This window comes from Undibacterium sp. RTI2.2 (assembly GCF_035018705.1).
GTDB lineage: Bacteria > Pseudomonadota > Gammaproteobacteria > Burkholderiales > Burkholderiaceae_D > Undibacterium.
Map to the genome: position 1 here is coordinate 72,286 of NZ_JASJXN010000013.1, position 26,915 is coordinate 99,200.

Below are 26,915 nucleotides of genomic sequence, written 5' to 3' on the forward strand. Positions count from 1 at the left end.
CACAGATCAATACCGTCTGCGCTTGATCTCTGAAAGAAATCATTAGTCTTATGTCGAGTCAACTGCTTGCGAACTATCCTGTAGCACAAGGTAGTTTTGATGAAATGCTGGATAGTACCCACCAGCCGCGCGCGCATTGGCGAATTTTGCTGGATAGTTTATCGGCAGAGCCGCCCGATATGATGCGTCAGCGCATCGAAACAGTGCAGCGTCAGGTACGCGAAAACGGTGTCACTTACAACGTCTATGCCGATGCCAAAGGCATGCAACGCCCTTGGGACTTAAACGCACTTCCGCTGATACTGCCGCAAGACGAATGGGCCGGGATTGAGGCCGGAATTATCCAGCGCGCCACTTTACTCAACCGCATTTTGTTGGATGTGTACGGCGACCAAAAATTGCTCGCTCAAGGTTTATTGCCGCCAGCATTAATTCATGGCCATGCCGGATTTTTACGACCTTGCCATGGCATGCGTCATCGAGATGGCGTTGCGTTGCATTTTTATGCAGTGGATATTGCCCGCGCGCCGAATGGCCGCTGGTGGGTGGTGGGCGACCGAACCCAGGCGCCATCCGGTGCCGGTTATGCTTTAGAAAATCGTGCCGTGATGGCGCGGGTTTTCCCTGATTTATTGCGGGACCTGAAAGTACAAAATCTGGCAGGATTTTTTAGCACCATGCGCGACAGTCTCGCCCATTGGGGACGCCAGTGCGCCGCCAACACCCCAAATGCTGCACCTCTGCGCGACAGCGAACCGCCACTGATTGTGCTGCTCACACCGGGGCCGTATAACGAAACTTATTATGAGCAAACCTATCTGGCGCGCTATCTGGGTTTGCCGCTGGTAGAAGGTAGCGATCTGACCGTGCGCAATGGCATGGTCTGGCTTAAAACTTTGTCCGGCATGCAAAGGGTGCATGTGATTATGCGCCGGGTCGATGATGATTTTTGCGACCCTTTAGAACTACGTACCGATTCTGCCTTGGGTGTGGCCGGACTCACGGAAGTCGCACGCCGTGGCAATGTATTGATCGCCAATAGCTTGGGCTCTAACTTGCTGGAATCAGGCGCCTTACTCGGCTTTTTGCCCTCGCTTTGCGAACATTTATTAGGTGCGCCGCTCAAGATGCCATCGGTCGCCACCTGGTGGTGTGGTGAACCTGCTGCGCTGGAAGAAGCCATCACTAGACTCGACCAACTGGTGATCAAACCGAGCTTCCCGCAGTTGCGTGAATTCCCTGTCTTTGGACAAGATCTGAAAGGTGAAGCGCGGACCGCATTTATCGCAAAAATGCGCGCCAATCCTAAAAATTATATAGCACAAGAATTGGTACGACTATCCCAAGCCCCGGTCTGGAAGCTAGGCACGCCAGACAGCTTAAGCGCCAGCGCCGTCGGCTTGCGGGTCTATGCCTGCGCCACACCTAAGGGATATGTTGTCATGCCGGGCGGTTTGACCCGCGTGGCAACTGGCCCCGATGCGCGCGTGATTGCCATGCAGCGCGGTGGCAGTAGTAAAGACACTTGGGTGCAGGCCAATGCCCATATCGATACCCATCATTTATTAAAGCGCACTACCACTAGTCGTGATCTGATTCGTGACGATACACATTTATCCAGCCGCATGGCCGAGAACTTATTTTGGTTTGGTCGTAATGCAGAGCGTTGCGATAATGTGGCTCGACTGACGCGTGTGTCGCTGAATTTTTTATTCAATATTTTGTTAGAGGATCGCGGTGCAGAATGGCCTGCGGTGAAAGCCTTGTGTGCATGGTTTCAACTGATTAATCTCAAGCCAGTCAAAGTCAAAGAAGTGCCGCCGGGAGGCACCCCCGCAGTAGTTCACGCACTGAGCCAAACGCTGACTCAAGACCAAGACAAAAGTCAGGCACAAAGCCAATCTCAAGGTCAGGGTCAGTCGCAAAGCCAATATGTAAACCAAACGCAAAACCAAAACCAAAACCAAACTCTGGTACTAAAACCCACCGCAGACATGGTGTTAACGGATGCTGAGATCGAAGCCGAAATGCTGCTCGGCGTGGTCTCGCCAAACGCCACCGGCTTGGCACGACAACAGCAACAACTGTACGACATCGCCAGTAAATTGCGTGAACGTTTATCCGTCGATAACTGGCGCGCACTCAACCGTATGGTGCAACGTACCAGTACCGAAGCGCAGACACCACAAACTCGACAAACTCTATCCCAAGCCGAAGTCATGAGCATACTGGATGACGCCGCAGCCACCTCGATGACCATGGTCGGTTTCGCCCTCGATGGTATGAACCGTGATTTGGGCTGGCGCTTTATGTCGGTTGGCCGGCGTCTGGAGCGCCTACAATTTCAGACCATCGTTTTGCAACGCGCCTTGGTGATGGATGTCAATGGCGATCTCGACTGGGTATTGGAATTGTCAGACAGTACCGTCAGCTACAACGCCCGCTATCAGTCGCAACCGGAGTGGTTGCCTGTACTCGATTTGCTAGTTCTGGATGACAGCAATCCGCGTTCTATTGTTTACCAGGTAGAGGGAATTTTAAAAAGCCTCAGAAAATTAGCCGTCACATATGGTCCCTGTGGTGCGGAACAGTTTGCACCCATCAGAGAAGAATTAATCGCGTTGGTGCCAGAGACGGATTTATATTGTGGTAACGCGCATTTGATCGACCTCTTATATCGCATCAAAATCGCCAGCGAAGCCATATCAGAACAGATCAGCGCACAATTTTTTAGTTACACCGGCGATCAGCAAACAAAGTCCCAAGCAGCATGAATACTTTAGTCGACAATAATAGTGCCCCAGTGCGCTACCGTGTAGTGCATGAGACCCGTTACACCTACCCAAGCCTGGTCACCTTATCTCAGCAGTTTTTGCACATGACACCGCGGGACTTTGCGTACCAACAGACAGAGTTCCATCAGATCGTGATGGACCCAGGCGAAGATGACGGGGTCGATGGTGTTGATTATTTTGGTAACGGCACCCGTCACGTGACAATTACGGTGCCGCATAAAACCTTGCTGGTACATGCAGAATCTGTAGTTGCGCTCAGCCCGCGCCGCGATCTTAGTCAGATCAGAGGCACCATGGCGTGGGAGCATTTACGCGACATGATGCTGCAAGTCCGCAGCCCGGCAACCTTAGAAATTTGCCGCTATTTATATGCCTCGCCGCATATCAGTTGTGGCGATTTGCTGGCGCAATATGCGCGCGTCAGTTTTACCCCGGGCAGGCCATTGCTGGATGCGGCAATGGATTTAACGCGGCGTATTTTTGACGATTTTGAGTTCGACGACAAAGCTACTGAGATCTCCACAACCTTAGAAGAATTGCTGGAATGGCGGCGTGGCGTATGCCAGGATTTTGCGCATTTAATGATCGGTTGTTTGCGCAGTCTGGGTTTGCCAGCCCGCTACATCAGTGGCTACATTCTCACGCACCCGCCTGCCGGACAAGCAAGACTGATCGGTGCCGACGCATCGCATGCCTGGGTATCTTTATTTTGCCCGGGACTGGGCTGGATTGATTTCGATCCCACCAACCACTGCCTGGTTCAGCGCGAACATATCACCTTGGGCTGGGGGCGGGATTTTAGCGATGTCACACCGATGCGCGGTCTGGTGCTGGGCGGTAACGGTCAAGAACTACAAGTCAATGTCACCGTCATACCGCTCAACGAAGAATTTGCAGAAGCCTTGCCAGCGTAAGGAACGCTCAGCACATTGCTCAGATTAAGCTCGATATTTTATTATACTGGTAGGATGTATATATGGGTCGTCCAAGTAATCATTGGACAATCAGCATTATTTATAAAAAATAATGGGGAGTATATGATTGGTACATCTTATGTGTTTGGCGGGAATGACGTTGAATCAAGCTGATTTAACTCCGCTGGCTGACATGCTGGATCAATACGATTGTTTTATCTAAAACCGCCAATGCCTTCGCAATGACCTGTGATGCTTGTTGGCCTTGATTGGCTGTCGCTTCCACAATCAACCTGGCGCTGGCGCACAGGCGCAAAGCACTGACGGGTAATCCAGCCCGCTGACCACATAAAACCGGTTGTCCCAGCTGGCACCGCAATGCTACTACTTTACCAAATTCTTCAAGAAATTCGCCACCAGGCGCGTCGCCAAATCCCAAATCAGAACGCCCGCTCAAATCAGGTAGTAACAGCCGGTATACCTGCATCGTTTGTTCCCGACTCAATGGTGTTGGATGGTCGCGATGATCCGGCGTTGCAGAGGCACAAAGCAAAAAAGGGAAAATAGTCTTTTGTTGATCCCAGCTTACTTCAACGTTCAACGCTTGTCTGTCCAATCGCGGTACTGGCACACTTTGCAGCTCCGGATGCTTCTCCAGATAGTCTGCAAATGCCGCTGAGAACTGTTCTAAAAATTGGACAATCGCTGTCTCAGGTACCGCCCGAAATGCGCGTAACTCCTCCAGCGCCGCCTCCCAGCGCAGCAATAATCCAAAGTTGGCCACATGCGCCAACGCATCTGCCGCTGCCCAATCCTGCGGCCAGTCTGCGCGACAAGAATATGGCTGTAAGGCCGGCGGCATGCTGATTCGGCGTAAGCTTTGTGCGATATCTGGTGGGATCATCAGCACACCAGAAAATGTGGGCCCGGTTAAAAATTTAGAGCCGGTCAATGCCACCATAAAATGATGTGACAAATAGCCATGCAAGCTCGCGTTCGATAATCTGAACTGGCAAGCATCCACTAACACCGTCACCGTATCAGGTAAGCGGTGGCTTAGTTGCTGCGCGCAGGCAATCGAGGGCGCTATCATTCCGGTTTTGGTGACATCAACCAAGGTCAATAAGACTTGTTGACCGCGCGTTACGGCATTATTGGCGAAGGACGCAACCTCGGCATCCACCTCGTCGGTGGCTCTCGGTGTGCCGTCGGACAAGCGGATGGCTACCGTGACGACTTCAATCTGAACATCAGTTTCAACGACAGCATCGGTAACAGCATTAGCAATAATACTGGTGCCGACCGTGACCGATTCGCCCAAGGCAGAGCGGCTACTAAAGTGCCTGCCCGCAACTGCCATCGGTACGCCGCTACCGGTTTCTTCCGCCTCCATCATGATTACGAGCAGCGATGCTGTTTTGCTGAGGTCTTCGCTTTTTTCTTTATTCTTTTCTTTATTCGTTTCTCTATTCTGCCGCGCTCGTTGGGCAACAAGCTGAGCTGCAATTAAATGTAAATCGGTGCCCGAAGCGGCAAAGATTAAATCGGTACCGGATACTTTATCAAGCTCACATAAGTGATTTAATTCTTGCCGTACACGATCAAGTTCATGCTGGTAAATAATCTGGGGTGTTTCAGTATTTAACGCCACAAGCAGTTGTTGCCTTAAGCTATTTGCCGCTGCAAAAGCGTGGGTGGAAATAGTCGACGCAGTCGACGAGCCATACGCCAGCAGTGCATCATTGGGCAACGATTGGCAGCCATATTTGTTGGACATACCATCCTCATCTTGCCCCACTGCGATTGCAATCCGCGCATCGCCGCCATCCCGTAAAAGTTGCTCGGTTGGTGGCAACTTGGCAGGTGCAAGAATCTGTTCAGCAACTGCTGCCAGATTCTTGGGTTTAATGGCAATAGATGGAATCATTCATTGAGTATTCATTTAGCATCCATGATGGTCATGAACTTTGCTGGGGCGCAAGCGCCGCAGTTTTAGCAACCATAGACCGGAACGCGGTAAACAATTTTTGCATCTGCGGCTGTTTGTACGGATACAAATCAACCGGGTCCATCGAGTGCACAATCATGTCGCTATCCACTTCAAAAATCAGTAACTGTCCGTCACTGGTTTCTCCGCAATCAATGCCGACATAATCCAGACCTATGCGCTCGCTAATCGCTCTAAAAGCAGCTTGATGACGCGGCACAAAATCAAACTGAAAACTGGCCATAAAGCGTTCTTCTTCCGCCCGTTTTTCCGGGCTATCCGCCATACCTGCATTCAGATAATGGATCATCCAATGAGAAGAAATTCCCATGTGAGAAATGAATGGTTGACCATCGATCAGCATGATTCTGTATTTTCTAAAAAATCCATCCTCACTGCGATAATCGACAAAACGAGCGATATAAAATTCATCGCTGAGCATGCCCATCAGATAATCGGCGATGGCGCTGGGAGACGTAATTTTTTCTAAGCCCTGACCGGCATGCGATCCCACTGGACGCACAATAATGGGGAAATCACCATCGGACAGCAGACTGGTGATGGTCAGTTCTTCATTGGCGATCTTACGTAGAGTTTTGCGGTCTATCCGCACTGAGGTTGGCATCACAACGCCGTCTGCCGATTGTAATAAGGCACAGGCATTGTCGCGCCCCAAATGTGCAATCCGTCCGGGCATGTTCAGCACAGGTCGAGGCCAATCTTGGACGATATCTTCTAATGCTTCTAACAGCGCGTGGTTATCATCCGACTCACCCACGGCGACAAACATCACATCATGCTCAGGCAAGGCGGGCAGGGCAGGGATACCATCGCCAACGTAGAGTAAATCCAGCGCGATATCGGCGTTTTCTAATAAAAATTCTAGCGGCGTATTCGCCATTAAATCACCTGCGGCCATCAGTGCCAGTAAACGGATTTTTGGAACAGCCGTGGTCGGCACAGAATACAGTTGCTGTATTTTTAGCGCCTCCATTTGGGTTGCTAATGCTGGTTCACTATGACCAATCAAGAGCAGCAAAGTCGCCAGGTCCATCATTACATTGCCATCATTCGGATGCTTGGTCGCATACTCAATCAGCTCTGCGCCAAAAGGCTTTAAATCCACGCCAGAAAACGCTAATCGCATTAGCGGCGCCAGACCGATAAATGTATGTTGGCTGTCCTCTTGTGGCGCCGGTGCGCCAGCTCCATTTGCTGCGTTGTCTGTGTCGGGAGTTGTCATAATTTTTCGCTGATCTGATTCAAAATTAGAGAGTATTTAGTGGTATTAATTCGCGTTAGATGCTGCAAGTGAGTTACCAAACCGTATCGCTGCTGTGATGAGTGCATCGACATCTATTTCACGAGTGCGATGATTAACAATCGCTGCGCGGATGGCCAGTTGGCCGTTGATGATGGTGGTGGAAGGCGCTGCAATGCCGGACTCCTGGATGGCAACGACAATCTTCGCATTAATCTGATCAATATTACTTTTGTCGGTATTACTTCCGTCTGCCACATCGAGATCAAGCTTAGCACCGTGGTAGCGAAAACAAACAATATTCAACGACACCGGGGCTAGTAGTTCTAGCCCCGGCTTGGCTTCTATCTGCTGCCGCATATACTGCGCTAATTTACAGGTGGTAGAAATCACCTGACCTAGTCGCTCTGCGCCGTACACTTGAATCGTGAACCAGGTTTTAAGTGCCCTGAATCCACGTGATAAATCAGGACCAAAATCACAAGGCCAGGGCGAACCTGCCGCCATGCCTTTGGCTTCGCGTCGCAAATAACTGGCTGGCGTGGCGAAGGTATCGTAGTGCGCCGCACCGTCACGCACCAGAATAAAACCGGCGTCATACGGCACTTGCCCCCACTTGTGGAAATCAAATGCGATCGAATCTGCGCGCTGTATTCCCGTCAATCGCGGAGCAATATCGGGGGCCAACATCGCCAGCGCACCATAGGCACCATCGACGTGGAACCAAAGATTTTCGCTTTGTGCGAGATCGGCCAGTGCTACTAAATCATCCACCGCACCAACATCGACGGTACCTGCAGTACCAGCAATAAAAAACGGAGTGAATCCGGCCTGGCGATCAGCTGCAATGGCGGTTTTTAGCGCGGCAATATCACATTGAAAATCGGCGTTCATCGGTATTTGTCGCAAAGCGTTCATGCCAAGACCAGACAAATCCATGGCTTGCGCGATGCAACCATGCGCCCCTGCAGACGTGTAGGCAACCAGACGTTTCGGGCTGGCAGCGATGCCCGTATGACGAATCTCCGTGCCCAGTACACCAGTTCTGGCGACGAGCACCGCAATCAAATTTGCCATTGAGGTACCAGTGACAAATAAGCCGCTGGCGGTATCTGGGAAGCTGAATAATTCGCGCATCCACTGCACAACCTGGCGTTCTACTTCCAGCGGTATCTGGTCGCGGCCACCGAGATTGGCGTTAAGGCCGGCGGCTAACATTTCTGCTACCGTTCCTACCGGTGTGCCACCACCATGTACCCAACCCATAAAGCCGGGATGCGTATTGCCCACTGCATAGGGCAGTACATTTTGCATAAACGTTTGGTGTACATCGGTCAGTTCGCTGCCATGCACCGGCAAGTTTTGCCGAAACTGCTCACGCGTCGCTGCTGGAATTGGCTGCCAGACCGGGCGATCGCGGATGTGCTCTGCATAACCCAAAATATCGTCCAGCATGCGGTGCGCTTGCGAACGGAATTCTTGCCACGCAAGCGGATCAGCAGGGTCAAGCGAATCGGGTAGATCAAGCGAATCTGCAGACATCTTTTGCATGCTTTTTCTCAGTTGTGAGGTCGGAACTTAGTTTTAACTCAGATTTTCCATTAGGCTGCTACCAGTTCGCAAAAACTTAGACGGCATGCGCTGTTCCAATGGAAATCTAGATTTAATTATCAATCAAAATAGAAAAGTCCAAGCAAAGAATAAGTGCTTTTTCTAAGCTCAAATCAAAAATCAACAGAAAATACGGCAGAAGAGGATGGTGGGAGAGTTGTTGCCAGGTGCAAATCAGCTTTTGAACCAGCCTGCGCGTGGCAGGCTGTTTAGTGTAGGCGGTTTCGTGTTGTAGGTTTAGCCGACAAGGTTTAGGCTTGCGTTGGTGCTAGCGTTGATCCTAGCGTTTGTGAGGGGGCGGATGTTTAGCGCTGGTTTACGCTTTATCGTTGATTAAGAGTCCCTGCAATTTAGCCAGATCTTTTGCCACTGCCAATACTTCTACTGACGGAATTTGTCGTAATACCGTGTTGGTTTGAGAATCAACGATCTTGATGACGACTTTTCCAGAGTCATTATCAATACTGAAATTGACACTATTGTCAGAGTTGATAAAGTTATTAATCGCATCAACCGATTTTTTCAGCTCCGCGTTACTGACCGGCGCGGTGGAGGCGGCTTGATTGTCGGTGCTGCTGGTCGCGGCGACAGTCGTGGCATTTGCAGATTTTGCAGCAGGTGCAACGGTTTGTAGCACTGGCACAGGCGCACTGGAGACGGCGTTGCCGCTACCTGTTATTTGACTGATACTCATATCATTTCCAATACTAAATAAATACTACAAACCTGATTTGTGCCGCTGTATGCGCCACTTCATTTGCTACATCAATGCAACTTCGTCCCTACAAAACGCAATTTTCTAGCTTAGGATGGAATGATGGATTACTAGGTTTATCGGTCAGTTTTCCGAAAAGTTGAGCTTATTTTTAGGTCTAAGCAAAATATTGTCTACTCAGCGATGCCGTGCAGAATCTAGCGTGCTAGTTTTCGGGTTTGCAATCTGATTTTGTGATTTTACAAATCGATTACCATGCTGATATGAATATACTCCCCGTCATTTTTTAAAAAATCGGCTTACGTGCTTGTAAATGTATGGACAACTTAAATATACATAAGGGGAGTATTAATTTAGGGAGGAGTTCAAGTAGTATTTCTGGTGTAATCACCAGCGTAAAGCAGCGTTACGGAAACGCTGCAGTAGCAGAATAGAGGTGCATGCACTTTTGTCATGTTTGCTGACATTTGCTCATACTGGTTGACCATCTGATCGGCTAAATCTATTTAAATCAATTCAAACCAATTCAAGCCATACTCCCTCATCCACACAAACTCAGCCCCGCCGCTCTCACAAAAGAGTAAACTACGCCTCATATGGCTGCGCATTCGCGGAGCTAGCCCTGATAAGAACTGAGAGCACTATGTCCGATACCCCAATCCCCTTATTTTCTGATTTGCATCTAAGCGAACCGCTGTTACGCGCTTTAAAAGATGTCGGTTACGAATCCCCATCACCGATCCAGGCTGCGACGATTCCGCCGCTGCTGGCAAATCGTGATGTATTGGGTCAGGCACAGACAGGTACGGGTAAAACCGCAGCGTTTGCGTTGCCGATTTTGTCGCGCATTGATATCAAGCAAACGACGCCACAAGCTTTGGTGCTGGCACCGACCCGCGAATTAGCGATTCAGGTGGCAGAAGCCTTCCAGCGTTATGCCACGCATATTCCGGGTTTCCATGTCTTGCCAATTTATGGCGGCCAGAGTTATGGCCCGCAATTGTCCGCATTGCGTCGTGGCGTGCATGTGGTAGTTGGCACACCTGGTCGCGTGATTGATCATCTGGATAAGGGATCGCTGGATTTATCCAAGCTTAAAACTTTGGTATTGGATGAGGCCGATGAGATGTTACGCATGGGTTTTATTGATGACGTAGAACGTATTTTGCAAGAGACACCAGAAACTCGTCAGACGGCCTTATTCTCTGCCACGATGCCATCCGCGATTAAGCGCATTGCCCAAACTTATCTGGACAATCCGGCAGAGATTACCGTCGCCGCCAAAACCGGTACCGCCGACAATATCCGCCAACGCTATTGGCTGGTTAGCGGCATGCACAAGCTGGATGCCTTGACCCGTATTTTGGAGGCAGAAACCTTTGACGGCATGATCATTTTTTCGCGCACCAAATTGGGTACGGAAGAATTGGCAAGCAAGCTGGAGGCAAGAGGCTTCTCGGTTGCCGCAATCAACGGTGACGTACAACAACAGCAACGCGAACGCACGATTCAACAACTCAAAGATGGCAAGATCGATATCCTGGTTGCCACCGACGTTGCCGCCCGTGGTCTGGACGTAGAGCGTATTAGTCATGTGATTAATTACGACGTGCCACATGATCCGGAAAGCTATACCCACCGTATTGGTCGTACTGGTCGCGCAGGCCGTAGCGGTGAGGCAATTTTGTTCATCACCCCGCGTGAAAAAGGTTTGTTGAAATCGATAGAGCGTTCTACCCGCCAGTTAATTTCACCATTAGAGTTGCCGACTATCCAGGCGGTGAATGATGTGCGGATTGCTCGTTTTAAAGAACAAATCAGTCTGACTCTGGCCTCCGGCGATTTGGCTTTATTCCAATCCGTGATTGAAGACTACGAGCGTGAAAATAATGTCCCCGCGATAGAAATTGCAGCGGCGCTGGCAAAAATGGCTCGTGGTAACGAACCGCTTTTACTCGATAAGAATAAGCGCCCAGCCAGCGACGATACCTGGAACAACGAACGCGCAAGCCGCACCAATCAATTTGAGCGTAGTGATCGTGGTGACAGAGGCGACAGAGGCGATAGAGGCGACCGGGGTGACCGCAACGACAGAGCGGCACGCCCAAGTTTCGCGCCAAGAGAACGTGTAGAACGTCCGGCCGATGCTGGTATGAAAACCTTCCGTATTGAGGTCGGCCATGCGCATGGCGTAAAGCCCGGCAATATCGTCGGTGCGATTGCCAACGAAGCGAATATCGATTCTAAACATATCGGACGTATTGAAATCTATGACGATTACAGTGTCTTGGATTTGCCAGAAGATTTACCGAAAGATTTGTTAGACCATTTAAAATCGGTTCGCGTCGCAGGTCAGCAATTACGCATCAGTGCTGATCGTGGTGTTGGCGGTAATAGTGGCAACAGCGCAAATGCAGCATACGAAAAACCAGCGTATGAAAAACCAACTAAGCCACGCGCAACACCCGACAGCAAACTCACCGCTGCCGTCGAGCGCGCAGCCTATGCCGACAAGAAAGAAGAGAATCTTGCCGAGCGTTTTGGTGATGCCGCGGATCGTCCAGCCAAATCCAAAAAAGATCGTCCGGCCAAAGTGCAATTACCCGTGCAAAGCTATCGTATTGAAGTCGGTCGTGAGCATGCAGTCACACCGAGCAATATCGTCGGTGCCATCGCCAATGAATCTGGGGTAGAAGCCAAACTGATCGGTCGTATCGATATTTTTGATAGTTACAGCCTGATCGATTTACCACAAGGCATGCCGAAAGAAATCTTAAAGCATCTGAAAACTGTGTGGGTCGCAGGCAAGCAGTTAGACATCAGCGAAGCAAGCGGTGACGGACCAGAGACTTTTCCAAAACCGGCAGCAAAGAAAACTGCTTATGCGGCAGACAAACCTGCTGCGAAGTCAGGATTTAAATCTGAATCCAAACCCGAATCTAAGTCTGCTTTTAAGTCATCAAGTGCAGCCCCTAGACGCGTAGCAGATGGCGGCAAAGCACCGCCCAAATCACCACGCAAGCCGGGGAAATTCGCCTAAATTCTTCCGGTAAAAAACAGTAATCGCGCTTCTAATGCCTATAAAAAAAGCTAACGAGACTCAGTAAGAGCCGCGTTAGCCTTTGGTCTATTCTCGCAGTTTCTGAAATTCTCTACATCAAGTTAAAATTCTTCCCAATCATCTGCCTTGCCAGCGGGCTCTTTTGCGACTTGTCGGGTTTTCGCAGGGTTGCTGATCTTGGTGACATTCGATGCTTTCTTCGGTGCTAGAGTTGCCGCTCTTGTCACTGCTTTCGCTGGTACTACGTTAGCCAGTTTGGGTTTGGTATTTTGTGCTTGCATGCCGTCCAGTTTAAACACACTCACCAGCTGCGCCAGACTGCTAGCTTGATCTTGAAGTGCTTCGGCTGCGGCCGCCGCTTCTTCTACTAATGACGCGTTTTGTTGGGTAACGGTATCCATCTCAGTGATGGCCTGGTTGATCTGCTGAATACCACTCTCTTGCTCTTGCCCCGCGGAGGTGATCTCGCCCATGATATCTGTGACCCGCTTAACACTGGCGACGATCTCGTCCATAGTGGTACCGGCTTGACTAACCAGGACGCTGCCGGTTTCTATCTTCTCGACGGAATCACCGATCAAGGTTTTGATTTCTTTAGCGGCACCAGCTGAGCGTTGTGCCAGGTTGCGCACCTCGCTGGCGACGACCGCAAAGCCGCGCCCTTGTTCGCCGGCTCTGGCGGCTTCCACCGCGGCATTTAAGGCCAGAATATTCGTCTGAAAAGCGATACTGTCAATCACGCCGATGATGTCGACAATTTTCTTGGCGGAGTCATTGATGGACCCCATCGTTGAAACGACTTTCGCCACCACCTCGCCCCCTTTCACCGCCACGTCAGAGGCAGATACGGCCAGCACGTTGGCTTGCCTTGCGTTGTCGCTATTTTGTTTAACGGTCGAGGTCAATTCTTCCATCGAAGATGCGGTTTCTTCCAGCGAACTGGCTTGCTGCTCTGTGCGCGAAGACAAATCCAGATTGCCCGATGCGATTTGGCTGGAGCCAGTCGCAATCGACTCTGTACCTGCCCGCACCTGACCGACAATATTTTGTAAGCTGGCATTCATTTCTTTTAAAGCTTGTAGTAGTTGGCCTGTTTCGTCTTTCGTAACGACATCTATACGACCCGTCAGATCATTCGATGAAATCAGCTTGGCAATGCCCACCGCTTCCGCCAGTGGACGGGTAATACTAACGGTAATAAACCATGCGCCTGCAACGCCTAACAACAAGGCGAGTATGCCTAGACTGATAATCAGCGTGCGACCACTTTTATAATCCTCAATAGATTGTTTGCCTGCTTTGATGACGCTGTTATTTTCAAATTCAACAAATTTTTGTAGTGCGACGACATATGCTACCTACGCTGGTCGCATGCTTTTTAACAGTAGTTCTTTAGCTCCTGCGGTATCGCCCGCGCTGACTAGCTTTAAGAAGTCATCCTCGGACGGGACATAAGCTAAACGGGTCTCGATCACGGTTTGCAGCATCGCCTTCTCATCCGTGGCGGTGACAGTTTTTTGCAATTGATCCAGATATTCTTTACGCGCCCGCTTGTCATCCATGACGGCATCGACTTCTACCTTAATTTTGTCTTGTCCCTCAAGGATCAGCATATTGCGGGTATGACGCGCGGTTTCCATCAAACGGAAAATCCAATTATTCGCCGTCATTAATTTCGGCAAACGCTCCTCGTTGGTGGCGTTGATATCGTCATTCAAGCTGGACAAACGCGACAAACCTACCATCGTGAGTATGGCGAGCAACAACAGTACCAAACCAAAACCTAGTCCCAACCGGGCACCTACTTTTAAATTTGAAAACGTCATGCTCTTCTCCATGTCTATAAAAAATCTGAGTGCGGTGGTGGTGATTGTGGTTGTGATTTATCTAGTTATAGCAGAGTCCCGTTAGTCCAATCATATAAATGATTGTGACCGCCAGGCAAGTAAAAACAAGCTGGCGCTTACAAATCAGTGTGCCTTAATACCAAAATGCAACCTAGGTGTAAGCAGCAATATTTAACGGTTATTATGTAATAAATGGTAACGATTATCTGGTGAGCCATCGTGTGTGCATTACTCGCAGTCATCGCATAGTTGGAATTCATATAATCGCAGCGTTTAGACAAACAAAAACCTGCTAACACTACCAATTTATATAAGCCGATATCACTTATTTCGCCAGCTTACATCGCTGCGTTGATCATCCTAAAATGCTATATTGCTGCATAGAATTTTCTTCACCTGCTGCCTTAAGCGCTACACCATTCTCAGTTCATTTTTGCAACAACATTGACCGATCAATCTCAGGAATAGAAATGTCAGACAAACCCGCCTCAACTGCGACCGCGACCGATCATACCGATCTTCCCACCGATCCTTCTCGTCGGCGCTTATTGCAAGGTGCGGCCGCGGCGGGTGTCGTTGGCAGCCTTCCGATGATGGCCGATGCAGTGACCAAAAAAACGACCAGGATCGTGGCAGGTTCCCTGGATACCAAACTCAAGGCGCATATCAAAAATGTGGTCGTGATTTATCTGGAGAATCGTAGCTTCAATAATTTGTTTGGTAATTTCCCTGGGGTACGTCAGGCTTTGTCCGATGTCCCTGCTGCGACTTTTACGCAAAAGGACAGAGACGGCTCGATTTTGCCAAGTTTGCCCAAGGTCTGGGGTGGCATGGTGCAGCGGGGGCAAAATCTGGGCGGCAAGCAATACCTGATCGCAGAAGACAAAATCAGCGGCTTGCCGAACGCGCCATTCCCTTTAAAAGATGCGGAGGGTTTACCTCTGCCAGAATCAGTGATCACCCGCGACCTGTGGCATTTGTTTTACCAAAACCAGATGCAAATCAATGGCGGTAAAAACGACCAGTTTGTTGCCTGGGCAGATTCTGGCGGCTTGACGATGGGACATTATGGCGAGACCCATAAAAATCTCGATCTCTGGAAAATCGCCCAGCAATATACCTTGTGCGACAACTTCTTTATGGCGGCATTTGGTGGCTCTTATTTAAACCATCAATTCTTAATTTCTGGTCGCACCCCAGAATATTTTGATGCGCCCAACACGCCTGCCAAAAAGAAGATCGCCGTCACCGAAGATGGCATTACCGGCAGCAGATTGGCGGTGGACAAAGATAGTCCCGCGTCCGCCTTAAACGGCAGGCCAAAGTTTGTCAACGATGGTGCGATTACGCCAGACGGCTACGCGGTGAACACCATGGCGCCGCCGTACCAGCCTAGCTATATCAAACCCGCGCCAGGCGGTGACACGGCGGTGGCTGATCCGCAAGACCCGAGTACTTTGCCGCCACAAACTTACAATACCATTGGTGATTTGCTGTCACAAAAAGGCGTTAGCTGGGCCTGGTACGGTGGCGCATGGCAAGTTGCGCTGGAGTATAAAGGTGGTGGAGAAAAACCTAATTTCCAATACCACCATCAGCCATTCAATTACTTTAAACAATTCGCACCGGGAAGCGCTTCACGGGCAGAACATCTGCGCGACGGTGGCTTAGGCGATAGTCCCATTTCTAATAAATTTTTAGCCGACGTGATTGCCGGAAAACTGCCTGCTGTCACTTTCTATAAACCGCAAGGTAATCTCAATATGCATGCGGGTTACTCGGATATTGAATCCGGTGATCAGCATGTTGCCAATGTCATCGAGCATCTGAAAAAAAGTCCGCAATGGAAAGACATGCTGGTAGTCATTACTTTTGATGAAAACGGCGGCTGGTGGGATCACGTCGCACCACCCAAAGGTGATCGCTGGGGGCCAGGTTCCCGCATTCCGGCGATCTTGGTTTCACCTTATGTGAAGAAGGCAAATGTTGATCACAGCTTTTATGATACGACATCCATCCTGAGGTTTATCACGCGCTTGCATGACTTGCCTTTGCTGGAAGGATTGAAGCTACGCAATATTGCGTTTGCAGAGCGAGGCGCATTGCCACCGGGTGATTTAACCGGCGCACTTAGCTTTGTCTAAGCGTGCCCAGAGATTTTTTTGCGATTAAATAGTAGATCGTTTCTATATACTCCCCATTATTTTTATAGAAAATTCCATAATATTCAGTAAATATATGGGCACTTAAAATATACACACTATGAGTATATAATTTATTTTGGATATATTAATGCGCCATACGAGCACATTGTTGCTGATAATGAGGGGACTGAGTAAGTTCAATGATGACTGATGTGCAGGCAAAAAATGTATGATGCCGGGGCGCAGAACGTGGGCGAAATCGTTTTTTTACTTTACGCCTTTGAACTCATTTGTTTTCCACTTGGAAAAGTTTTATTGCTAATAAAACTACAAGTATTTTGCTTTTTTGTGTTTCCTTAACACAAACGTTGAAAAAGATGGATTTTTAAGAAATGCCGTGTTACTAGTATTATTTATACAAAAACAGCTCATGAATCAAGGTATTTAGCGAGGCGCTTTATGACTGACATTCATACACAATTTATTGACCTGTCCGAACTAAAAATCGGGATGTTTGTTTATCTCGATATTGGATGGATGGATCACCCTTTTCCGGTCAGTAGTTTTGAGATCCGGAGTAATGAACAAATTGCCACTTTGCATTCCTTGGGTCTGGAACGCATTCGTTATGCCCCTACCAAAAGTACGCCCGAGCCACGTTTGCCTCAAACCGCACATAGCGATCAGCTAATAACGCCAAGACCTAGCGCCAAAGAGTTAGCCGATTCCAGCAAGCTAGCCAAAAGCCGTAAAAGGCGTGATCTGCTCGCTAACCAACAATCCAGTCTGGTTGCCTGTGAGCGACAGTTTTTACAGGCATCGCAAACTTTTAAACATGTCACCGATACTATCCACGCGCAGCCCCATCTTGCGCGAGAACATACTGAGGCTCTGGTGCGTAGTTTTCTGGGTGAAGTGCTGGGTGAAGGCGAAGCGGCAATCCGGCTATTGTCAGAAAAAGCGGGCGAAAGAACCTCGCTGCATTCTATCAATGTGACCATCATCTCGCTGTTGTTAGGCAAGGCTTTGCATCTGGATAAAGCCGACATGCTGGAGCTGGGCATTGGTGCGCTACTGCATGATATCGGCAAGATGGAATTACCAGACCGCCTGCGCTGGCCGGAGGATCATTTTACCCATGCCGAACGCCAGTTATATCAAGACCATGTACTACATGGAGTGACAATCGGTCGCAAATTAGGTTTATCTACTAACGCGACGCTATTAATCGCGCAACATCATGAGTTCGCGGATGGCAGCGGTTACCCTAGCCATATTCTTGCCGACAAAATATCGCCACTGGCGCGGATTGTCGCGCTGGTCAATCGTTACGATAATTTATGCAACCCTGGCAATCCGGCGCTGGCGATTACGCCGCATGAGGCGCTTTCGCATATTTTTACTCAAAATAAATTCCAATTTCATGCCCCGACTTTAACCGCGTTTATCCGCATGATGGGTATCTACCCGCCCGGCTCCGTCGTGCAGTTGACGGATGATCGTTTTGCGCTGGTCGTGTCGGTCAATTCAGCGCGTCCGATCAAGCCACGGGTGGTGATCCATAATCCTGAGATCCCGCGTGACGATGCTTTAGTGATTAATTTAGATAAAGAAAAAAAACTGGGCATCCATCGCAGCCTCAAGCCCTTACAACTACCTAAGGCCGCTTACGATTATTTGTCGCCACGCAAACGACTATGTTACTTTTTTGAGCGTGGTCGTGAGCTCGAGGAAGCAGGTGCAGAATCATGAGAGCGGCGTCATGAAAACGCATCAGTGGCAAGCCTTGATCGAAGGCATGTTAGAGGCCGTTTTATTGGTCGATCCGATTCAGTTACGCATACTCGCAGCCAACCGTTCGGCGCACGCTCTACTGCATTTAGAGACCGGCAGCCTGATTGACAAACCAGTGGTAGAACTGGCCGCTGCACCAGAGGATTTATTCTTTTGGGAAGACGCCGCCGCAGGCTTGTCAGACAATATATTTTCTGAAACCTTATTGCAGCGCCCTGACGGCAGTACGGTGCAAGTTGAGCGCCGGGTAAGCTTAGTGCATATCGGCCTGGATATCACCATCTATGTAGTCGCAATCCGTGACCATACCAATCAGCGTCAGGTAGAAAACGAGTTAGAAAAACTCATCGCTGAATTGCGTGCCACATTAGAATCTACCGCCGACGGTATTCTGGTAACAGATCTTGATGGCGGCATCCGCAGCTACAATCATTTATTTGCCAAACTCTGGAGTCTGCCGGAAGAACTATTGACTCAGCGTGATGACAATGCAATTTATGCTTGGCTGGATAAATGCATGGTTGATGCCAGTCATTATGGCGAGCGACTGGGTGCCATCAACCGCTCGCCATTGATGGAAGCGACCGACGTGCTGGTGCTGCGTTCTGGCAAAATATTAGAGCGCGTGACTCTGCCGCAATATGCGCGTGGTCGCGCAATTGGCCGGGTGTATTCCTACCGCGACATTACCCAAAGACTGGCAGATGAGGCACGCTTACAACTCGCGGCCAAAGTGTTTGAATCTAGTACTGACGCGATTTTTATCACTGACAGCGACCAAAAAATTATCACGACCAACCCGAGTTTTGAGCAGCTTACCAGCTACTCAGAACAAGAGATGATAGGCAAAACGCCGAGTGATTTTTTTGCTGAAGAGACCAATACCGTTTTAGTCGAACAATTATTAGAAAATCTGGAAACCAAAGGGTTTTGGGAGGGTGAATTGTGGAATCGCCGTAAAAATGGTCATGCCTATTTATGTATGATCTCTCTGGTCAGAGTACAAGACGAGAGCGGCGCGACCATGCATTACATCGGCTTCTTCAAAGACAGGACCGAGACTCACACTGCCAAACAGCGCATAGAAGAGTTAGCGTTTTCGGATGTCTTAACGGGTTTGCCCAATCGTCTGTTATTGGCAGAGCGCATCAAACAATCGATCACTCTAGCCAGCCGCAATAACGGTACATTTGCGCTGTTGTTTTTGGATCTGGATCACTTCAAACAAATCAATGATTCGCTCGGGCACCCCTTTGGTGACCGGGTTTTGATCGATGTGACTGAGCGACTGAAAAAATGTATACGCCAGGTAGACACCGCGTCGCGGCTTGGTGGGGATGAGTTTGTGCTACTGCTGCATCAGGCAGACGCGAATGGTGCAGAAATTTGTGCCAGGCGTGTGCTGGAGGAGCTCAGCGCGCCGTTCACACTGGACGGGATGAATTTTTCCGTCACTTGCAGCATCGGCATCGCGCTATATCCTGATGATGGCACCAACATGGATGATCTGATCAAAAACGCCGACAGCGCCATGTACCATGTGAAGGAAAGAGGGCGCTCGGATTTTCGTTTTTATCAGCGGCAAATGAACATCGGTTTGCTGTCCCGCATGAAAATCGATCATGCGATGCGTCAGGCCCTAGAGCACCAGACTTTCCGTCTGTATTACCAGCCCCTGGTTAATCTGGACAGCGGCAAAATCTTTGGTGCGGAGGCACTGATCCGTTGGCATGATAAAGACTTGGGCGAAGTCAGTCCGGCGCAGTTTATTCCTATTGCAGAAGAAACCGGCGTCATCGTTGCAATCGGTAATTGGGTGCTGACCACCGCCGTTAAACAAGCTGCTTTATGGAACCTGGGCGACCAGCAGATGCGGATTTCTGTCAATGTATCGGCGCTACAATTCCAGCAAAGTGATTTTGTAGAAAACGTCGCAAGAATCCTGGACGAAGCCGGTTTGCCACCGGACCGGATAGAACTGGAACTGACCGAATCGATCTTAATCCGGGATGCAGAAGAAGCCTTGGTCAAGCTCCAGTCTTTGGCTGATTTGGGTGTGAAGATGGCGATTGATGATTTTGGTACGGGCTACTCCAGTCTCAGTTATCTGAAGCGTTTTCCGATCAACAAGCTCAAAATCGACCGCTCATTTGTCATGCATTTACCGGACGACGAGAGCGATGTCGCGATCGTCACCGCCATCATTAGTCTAGCCCATGCGCTTAGACTGAGAGTGATCGCAGAAGGCGTAGAAACCGAAGATCAGCGCAATTTCTTACAAACTATGAACTGCGATGAGCTACAAGGTTATTTATATTCGCCAGCCTTATCCTCACATGATTTTGAGGCCAAGTATTTGCGGAATTGAGCTTGGCGATGTATAACTGGTAGTGGTACGCCATCTGCACCGCGACGTCGACAAGTGTGCTGCACAGGGTAAACGGTGTGCATGGCGCACTTTACTAATCAATATACTCCTCCTATTTTTCATAAAATACGCCGTATCGTCCAGACTTTCTATAGACAATGGATTAATACTCATCAGGAGTATTGACATTACGTTGTATATCAAATACGCCAAACAATCTTATAGTTTTAGTCGCGTTCAGAAAAATTAAGCGAAATTTAGCAAGGCCAGGTAAAAAAATCACATCGCTTTAAAACGCCATGCATAGGCTTGACTGACCTTGAGCTTCTCTTTGGAACCGCGCAGTTCCACAGTAAATTTGCCCATTTCGTCACGGTGTGCTCGGGTGATGGCATCGGCGCGGATGACGATGCTGCGATGAATCTGCCAGAATAATTCCGGGTCTAGACCGTCGATGATTTCTTTAAGAGATTTACGGACATGCGCCTCGTCCTCACTGCTGACCACGCGGGTGTATTTTTCATCTGAACTAAAGAACAGAATTTTTTCCACCGGGAACATCTTGATCGTATCGCCAACGCTGGCGCTGATCCAGCGTATCCGTTCTGCAGCCGGTGTGCGTAAGCGTTTGTCGAGCTCGAGCATCAACTGGCTGACATCGGGGATGGCTTGCTTGCTGGAGAAGCGCTGCTTTAAACGATCAATCGCTTCTTGTAACCGCAATTGTGAAATCGGCTTGAGCAAATAATCAATCGCACCTGCTGAGAATGCTTCTAAGGCATGGTTATCGTATGCGGTGGTGAACACCGCATGGCAGCGCCCTTTGACGGCGTTGGCAACATCGAGGCCGCTCAAGCCCGGCATACGGATATCCAAGAATGCGATATCGGGTGCATGCTCTTGTATTGCTTCCAGCGCATCGGCGCCATGCTCGCATTCGGCAAGAATACGCAACTCTGGCCACTGGTCGGCCAGCATGCGGCGTAATTCTTTCCGGGGTAAATCTTCGTCGTCGGCAATGATGGCGGTGGTGGTCATAATCGTAGTCGTAGTCGTCTATAGAATGATGGCGAGATGTTGAGATGTCGAGTGCAGCGAATAGTCAGAACTTATGCGGACAAAGGTAAAACAATACTGGCGATCACGCCGCCTTCGGGGCCAGCTTTGAGTGTGAGACTGGCGTGCTTGCCGTACATGGATTGCAAACGCTCCTGAATATTGGCCAGACCAATGCCGCTGCCCGATGTGGTGCCACCAAAACCGACGCCGTTATCGGCCACGGACAATTCTAAATATTCTTTGTCATCCTCATGCGCTATCACTTTTGCGGTAACCGTAATATGTGCTGGCCCTATCTTTGGCTCTATGCCGTGTTTGATCGCGTTTTCGACCAGAGAGATCAGCATCAGCGGCGGTAAGGCAGCATCGACCACATCCGACTCTACCGAAAAACTCAGGCGTGGAATCCGCGCCTGCATCAAAGACAGATAAGCCCGCACGGCTTCTAGTTGTTTGGATAAGCGAGCCTGCTCAGCGCTGCCGTCGTTACGCATTTGTGGAATAGTCGCCCGTAAATAATCGACTAGATGATCCACAATTGCGGTGGCCCTGCCGGGTTCCGTCAGAATCGCTGAACGCACGCCGGCCAGTGTATTAAACAAAAAGTGCGGTTCCACTTGCGCCACCAAAACGGATAAGCGCAACTCAGCCTCACGACGTGCCTCTTGCTCGCGCCGCAGTTCTTGCAAACGCAAGGCTTCGACCAGACGTTTGCGCTGGCGGAAGAACAGCCACAGATCAACGCCGCCACCTGCGTAGATCAGAAAACCAGCCGCGGTTAAATTTCCCACAATATCGCCAGCCATGATGGTGGATGAATTGCTGATCCGATCGCTGCTCTCTTTTGGCTTGCCAGTAGTTGCACTAGCCGCACCAGCCGCCGCACCATCGCTTACGCCAGCAGAAAAAGCAGAAGATGTACTTGCAGGTTTATTTTTCGGATGCTCTTTGTCGGTATCTATTTTTGCGTTGGCATCGAGGTAAATGGTGATGTTTCCATCGCCATAGGCAACATATTTTGTCGCGTAGCGTGTGCCATTAAAGACGCCGTAGCTGAAAGCAGCGCCCAACAACAAGGCAAGAATTAATAGGACTACCTCTTTTTTCTCTCGGTAGTTGCGTTGCCTGACCCAGACCGCGGCTAAAGTACCGACCAGATGCAAGCTAAAAAAACTAATCGTAATCGGTATTGCGGCTGTTAAAAATTTGCGCATATCTGAATTGATCATTAAGCCAATCAGAGCGCAAAACAGTAAGGTGGGGATTAACACGCCGAAGCAAGCTTGCATGCGGTAGCGATACCAGGTGCGGGAAAAAACCGGATAGTTACGGGCGCGGGTCAACCAGGTATCACTTTGCAGCGAGACTTCTGACGGCAGCGGTTGGTCTATTTGTCGCTGATGTAAAGCGGATGGAGTTGGTGTCATGGCAGATCCTTACGTAGTGACTGCACTGTAAGGTTAACCCAGAAAAATGGGGAAGAATGCGACAAAACGGGTTTCAGCCGGATGAGTTAATACTGGGCGGTGACGAACGTGACAGGCGCTATCCCTTTTCTGCACTATCTTGAGAGTCCGCATTACGAACAGGACTAGTAACAGAACTAGTAACGGCGTCAGAAGCAGCGTTGGACGCAGTATCGGAAGCAATATCGACAGCAGCATCAGTTGGCTTGCTAGCTTGTTGCTTAGCGATCCGGATAATCGTATTGCGGATCGATGCCAGTACCGCGACTGAGTTAAATGGCTTCACAATAAAGCCTTGCACGCCGCGTTCTTGCGCTGCTTGCAAGGTCGGCGCATCAATTTTTGCCGATACCAGAAAAATTAAAGCTTTTGGTAATTCTGACCGCAAGGTATCGAGCAGGGTTAAGCCTTCTTGATTGGTTTCGCCGATATCAACACAGACGATTTGTGGTTTGAGTTTGGCTATCCGCGCTAACACCGCGGGACTGGTATTGCCGTCCCCCACGATTTCGTGGCCGCCAGTGGTCAATACGGAGCTGAGCAAGTTACGCGCAACTGCCTGGTTATCGAGGATGACGGCTTTTAACATAAAGAGTTTTAGCTTAGATGAGGGAGTAGAAGTAGCATAAATGAAAACCTCTGCTTTGTGCCAAGAGAATGTTGCTGATATATGTTGCCGTCAAATATTTCTTCTACATACTAGATGGGAGTACCATAATTCTAAGCCTTATCGTCCATACATTGTTTGGACAATCGACTATAAATTATAGATACTCCCCCGATATTGCTATATTTTGCCTGGAACTGTATCTCGGTTAAAGCATTTTTAGACGCTCCCGGGCGTCGGCTTAATTGGACTTGGCATTCTTCACATACTTATCTAGCCATTGATCCTGCTCATATAACATTTGCAAAATCGATTCGCGGGCGCGATAAGCGTGGCTCTCGTTTGGCAGCGTCACCAATTTAGCCACTGCGCCCAGACCTTGCAATGCCTGATACATGCGCTCACTTTGTATCGGGAATGTACCCGGATTATTGTCCTGCTCGCCATGGATAAACAGAATAGGGTCTTTGATCTGGTCTGCAAAATTAAATGGTGCCATCGCCTGATAGACCTCTTTCGCATCCCAGAAATTGCGGTCTTCGGATTGGAAGCCAAATGGCGTCAGGCTGCGGTTATAAGCACCAGAACGCGCAACCCCGGCGCGGAACAGTCGGGTATGCGCCAGCAAATTCGCGGTCATAAATGCACCGTAGCTATGGCCGCCAATCGCAATCTTGCTGCGATCTGCCACACCCAGACGCACGACTTCATCCACTGCGGCCTCGGCATCCATTTTCAGTTGCGGCAGATAGGTATCGTTCGGCTCTTGTTTGCCTTCGCCTACAATCGGCATCGCAGGATGATCCAGCACAGTGTAGCCGCGTGCCAGCATGACCTGCGGCCCCCAATAGCTAATCCGGTTGAACTTGTAAGGAGAATCCTTGACCTGCCCGGCCGCTGCCGCAGATTTAAATTCCTCCGGATATGCCCACATCAGCATTGGTCGTGGACCGTCGCGTTTAGCATCATAGCCAGGCGGTAAATACAGCGTTGCCGACAATGCCACGCCATCGGCGCGCTTGTAGTTGATCTGCTGTTTTTGCACCCCTTTAAATTGTGGTGTCGGGTGCGGAAACTGCGTCAATGCGCGTGGTTCGGCAGTCGTACTCAGATCGCGCAGATAAAAATTTGGCCGCTCGTCGGCGCTTTCGCGGCTAGTAATTAGATGTTTGCCAGCGTCATCTAATACGGTCAGCACTTGTTCATAAAACGGTGCGGCAGAGCGCCATAAGCGAGTGGTTTTCTTCGTCGTTAAATCAAAGGTATCGAGGAAGGGACGATCGCCTTCAGGGCTGGCCCCGGTACCCAGCAAGAATAGAGTGTTGCCATCAGCTGCAGTGCGTAAGACCGAGCGGCCAAAATCGTTAATGCGCTTGGACGGATTACCAGGGTCGGCATAACGGTCTTCGGATTTGTACGAGAAGATCAGCTCAGGTTTTGTTTGCTCTGTCTGTCCTGGCTGGACGCGCCAGACGTGCACATCGCGGGTCTTCCACCAATATTCGGTGACCAGCGCCAAGTCATCACGCCCCCATTCCACATCGGCAAAACGGGTCGCCAGGTCTAGTAATTTTTTGGGAGCGCTTTCAGGATTTGTCGCGTCGAATGGTGCCGCTTGCTGAAAAACCGTATCGCGTACTGCAGCCTCTTTATTCGGATCACCATCATCTTGCGCTTCCGCCCAATATAAGGTCGCAGGTTGATCACTACGCCAGCCATAGTTGCGCGGTCCGGTTGCTACAGCATCATTGCCTGGCGGCAGACGGTCACGCAATGGACGCTCCGTCATAGTTTTCAGCTTCTTGCCTTGCATGTCCCACATTTCTACCAATTGTGGAAAGCGGGAAATCGGCAGCATGTTGGAATACGGACGGCGCAATTGCGTCGCCAGGATGTATTTGCCATCGGGTGAGGGTTGCGCGGCTAGCAAAGTCGTGGCGACGCCGATGCGTTGCAGCTCGCCTTTGGTCGTGACGATAGCGAGCTGGCTTTGCAATTGCCAATCTAGCATATCGGCGTCGGCTGGAGATTTCAACATGTCGGGATAAGTCCGGTTTTGTGTGACCTTACCGCCCAGACTTTCTTGCACATTTGGCCCCGTTGGCGCAGTGGGTGCGACAGGTGCTGCAGCTTGCTTGAGCGGATTGACCCGCACCAGCAGTTTTTGCGGCGTATTTGGCGTTGATGAGGATAAGCCACTTAGCCAAGTAAAACCACCACCGGCAACTGCATTTAAGGGTTCTTTAATCAGGCGATGCGCGCTGGCTTTTTCTACATCCAGCAACCACAGTTCTACACCACTATCGCTCCAGCGGCTAAAGGCAATCCAGCGTTCGTCTGCTGACCAGGCAGTATCCGCAATCCGCGGATTATCAGGCAAGCCAGTGACGCTGCGGGTTTTGCCCGTCGCTACGTCAAGCAGCGACATACCGTCACCAAATTCAAACCGGCTGGCAGCACGCATTTTGCTGTTAATACGCAAACCTGCCAGCTTAAGCTCGGGTTGCGCCACATCGGCGATAGATGGCAAACCAGGCAAACTCACCAGCAAGGCCACTTTACGCTGCGGCCCCATTTGGAGAGATGGCCCACGCGGGGCGTCGACTACAGCTTGCAATTCAGCCGCAGGCATTTGATAAGTATTGTTCACGGCAGGACTTTCGGCAGCGCTGACAGCAGACATCATAGCCAGACTCATCAGCGAAGCAAAGATTTTGATCGGTGTAGTACGCATGATGCCCTTTAATAAAACGACTGATTAAAAAAAGATCGTACAAAGGAGGCGAGAACAAAAAAAATCAGTCAGGAAATTGTCTGTAGATTTTTCTGTTGTGATCAATGGCGATTGATTATGCCGTCAGCCCTATCGCTATGCAATCTCAGAGATTGATAGCATCTTAAGAAAATGACCGCTGCTGAAGTAATAGTGACATCAAAGAGCGTCGCAAATAGCGCGCCATTAAGCGTCTAGCGCTGACAGCCGACCAAAACAGAAATGACACATAAAACAACGCCAGACGAATTGATTTATACAAAATACCGAAAAAAATAATGTCTATCTGCAATTTCAGCAAACAAATATCGGTTCTGGCATTAGCCGGACTTTGCCAGACTAGGCACATGGTAAGCTAGCCGCCGAATTGATACCATTCGCTTAAAAAATAAGCAAACCAGGGCCAGCAGATATTTGTCAGGGTTAAACAATATTGAGTGACGGTAGCATGCGAGCTTACTCCCAATCGCATTGAGCAAAATTCAAAAAAGAGCAGGACAAAATCCCTTTTTA

General features: G+C 49.7%; 16 protein-coding genes. 6 read left to right on the plus strand and 10 right to left on the minus strand.

What is annotated here, in order from left to right; all coding sequences use genetic code 11:
* The first annotated feature begins 50 nt into the window (after positions 1 to 50).
* On the plus strand, positions 51 to 2,774 hold the full coding sequence (locus QN395_RS09290) for a circularly permuted type 2 ATP-grasp protein (protein WP_323491909.1): 2,724 nt from the start codon (positions 51 to 53) through the stop codon (positions 2,772 to 2,774).
* A complete protein-coding gene (locus tag QN395_RS09295) occupies positions 2,771 to 3,709 on the plus strand; it encodes a transglutaminase family protein (RefSeq protein WP_322120468.1) in 939 nt (312 codons plus the stop codon). Before QN395_RS09290 ends, QN395_RS09295 begins: the two co-directional genes overlap by 4 nt.
* Before the next feature lie 175 nt (positions 3,710 to 3,884).
* Here QN395_RS09295 and QN395_RS09300 read toward each other — a convergent pair whose 3' ends face one another.
* From QN395_RS09300 to QN395_RS09315, 4 genes are all read right to left on the minus strand, one after another.
* A complete protein-coding gene (locus QN395_RS09300; protein ID WP_322120467.1) occupies positions 3,885 to 5,636 on the minus strand; it encodes a hypothetical protein in 1,752 nt (583 codons plus the stop codon).
* A gap of 31 nt (positions 5,637 to 5,667) precedes the next feature.
* Entirely contained in the window at positions 5,668 to 6,939 is a 1,272-nt protein-coding gene (locus QN395_RS09305; RefSeq protein ID WP_322120466.1) for a RimK family alpha-L-glutamate ligase, read from the minus strand.
* 45 nt (positions 6,940 to 6,984) lie between these two features.
* Positions 6,985 to 8,508, minus strand: a complete 1,524-nt coding sequence (locus tag QN395_RS09310; protein ID WP_322120465.1) for a pyridoxal phosphate-dependent decarboxylase family protein — start codon at positions 8,506 to 8,508, stop codon at positions 6,985 to 6,987.
* 376 nt (positions 8,509 to 8,884) lie between these two features.
* The gene (locus tag QN395_RS09315) at positions 8,885 to 9,262 is read right to left on the minus strand and encodes a flagellar protein FlaG (RefSeq protein WP_322120464.1); all 378 of its coding nucleotides are present in this window, start codon (positions 9,260 to 9,262) and stop codon (positions 8,885 to 8,887) included.
* 664 nt (positions 9,263 to 9,926) lie between these two features.
* Between QN395_RS09315 and QN395_RS09320 the strand changes: the two genes are divergently transcribed.
* Positions 9,927 to 12,323 carry a DEAD/DEAH box helicase gene (locus tag QN395_RS09320; RefSeq protein WP_322120463.1) on the plus strand — a complete coding sequence of 799 codons (2,397 nt, stop codon included), beginning with the start codon at positions 9,927 to 9,929 and terminating at the stop codon, positions 12,321 to 12,323.
* Between the two features lie 122 nt (positions 12,324 to 12,445).
* Here QN395_RS09320 and QN395_RS09325 read toward each other — a convergent pair whose 3' ends face one another.
* Entirely contained in the window at positions 12,446 to 13,573 is a 1,128-nt protein-coding gene (locus QN395_RS09325) for a methyl-accepting chemotaxis protein (RefSeq protein WP_323491910.1), read from the minus strand.
* Between the two features lie 129 nt (positions 13,574 to 13,702).
* Positions 13,703 to 14,170 carry an MCP four helix bundle domain-containing protein gene (locus QN395_RS09330; protein WP_323491911.1) on the minus strand — a complete coding sequence of 156 codons (468 nt, stop codon included), beginning with the start codon at positions 14,168 to 14,170 and terminating at the stop codon, positions 13,703 to 13,705.
* Between the two features lie 491 nt (positions 14,171 to 14,661).
* Here QN395_RS09330 and QN395_RS09335 point away from each other — a divergent pair, with 491 nt between their 5' ends.
* The 3 genes from QN395_RS09335 (at position 14,662) to QN395_RS09345 (ending at position 20,497) form a co-directional block, all read left to right on the plus strand.
* Positions 14,662 to 16,335 (plus strand): acid phosphatase, encoded by a 1,674-nt coding sequence (locus QN395_RS09335; protein WP_322120461.1) that lies wholly within the window; start codon positions 14,662 to 14,664, stop codon positions 16,333 to 16,335.
* 459 nt (positions 16,336 to 16,794) lie between these two features.
* Complete coding sequence (locus QN395_RS09340; RefSeq protein WP_323491912.1) at positions 16,795 to 18,087, plus strand: HD-GYP domain-containing protein; 1,293 nt, start codon at positions 16,795 to 16,797, stop codon at positions 18,085 to 18,087.
* Between the two features lie 10 nt (positions 18,088 to 18,097).
* A complete protein-coding gene (locus QN395_RS09345) occupies positions 18,098 to 20,497 on the plus strand; it encodes an EAL and GGDEF domain-containing protein (RefSeq protein WP_322120459.1) in 2,400 nt (799 codons plus the stop codon).
* A 279-nt stretch (positions 20,498 to 20,776) separates the two neighbouring features.
* Here the strand turns inward: QN395_RS09345 and QN395_RS09350 are convergent, their stop codons facing one another.
* The 4 genes from QN395_RS09350 to QN395_RS09365 all read right to left on the minus strand — a co-directional run bounded on the left by QN395_RS09350 (position 20,777) and on the right by QN395_RS09365 (position 26,363).
* Positions 20,777 to 21,535, minus strand: coding sequence for a LytTR family DNA-binding domain-containing protein (locus QN395_RS09350; protein WP_323491913.1), 759 nt, complete (start codon positions 21,533 to 21,535; stop codon positions 20,777 to 20,779).
* Between the two features lie 71 nt (positions 21,536 to 21,606).
* Positions 21,607 to 22,983 (minus strand): sensor histidine kinase, encoded by a 1,377-nt coding sequence (locus tag QN395_RS09355; protein WP_323491914.1) that lies wholly within the window; start codon positions 22,981 to 22,983, stop codon positions 21,607 to 21,609.
* A gap of 118 nt (positions 22,984 to 23,101) precedes the next feature.
* Positions 23,102 to 23,611, minus strand: a complete 510-nt coding sequence (locus QN395_RS09360) for an ANTAR domain-containing response regulator (RefSeq protein ID WP_323491915.1) — start codon at positions 23,609 to 23,611, stop codon at positions 23,102 to 23,104.
* A gap of 259 nt (positions 23,612 to 23,870) precedes the next feature.
* Positions 23,871 to 26,363 (minus strand): alpha/beta hydrolase family protein, encoded by a 2,493-nt coding sequence (locus QN395_RS09365; protein WP_323491916.1) that lies wholly within the window; start codon positions 26,361 to 26,363, stop codon positions 23,871 to 23,873.
* Positions 26,364 to 26,915: the final 552 nt, after the last annotated feature.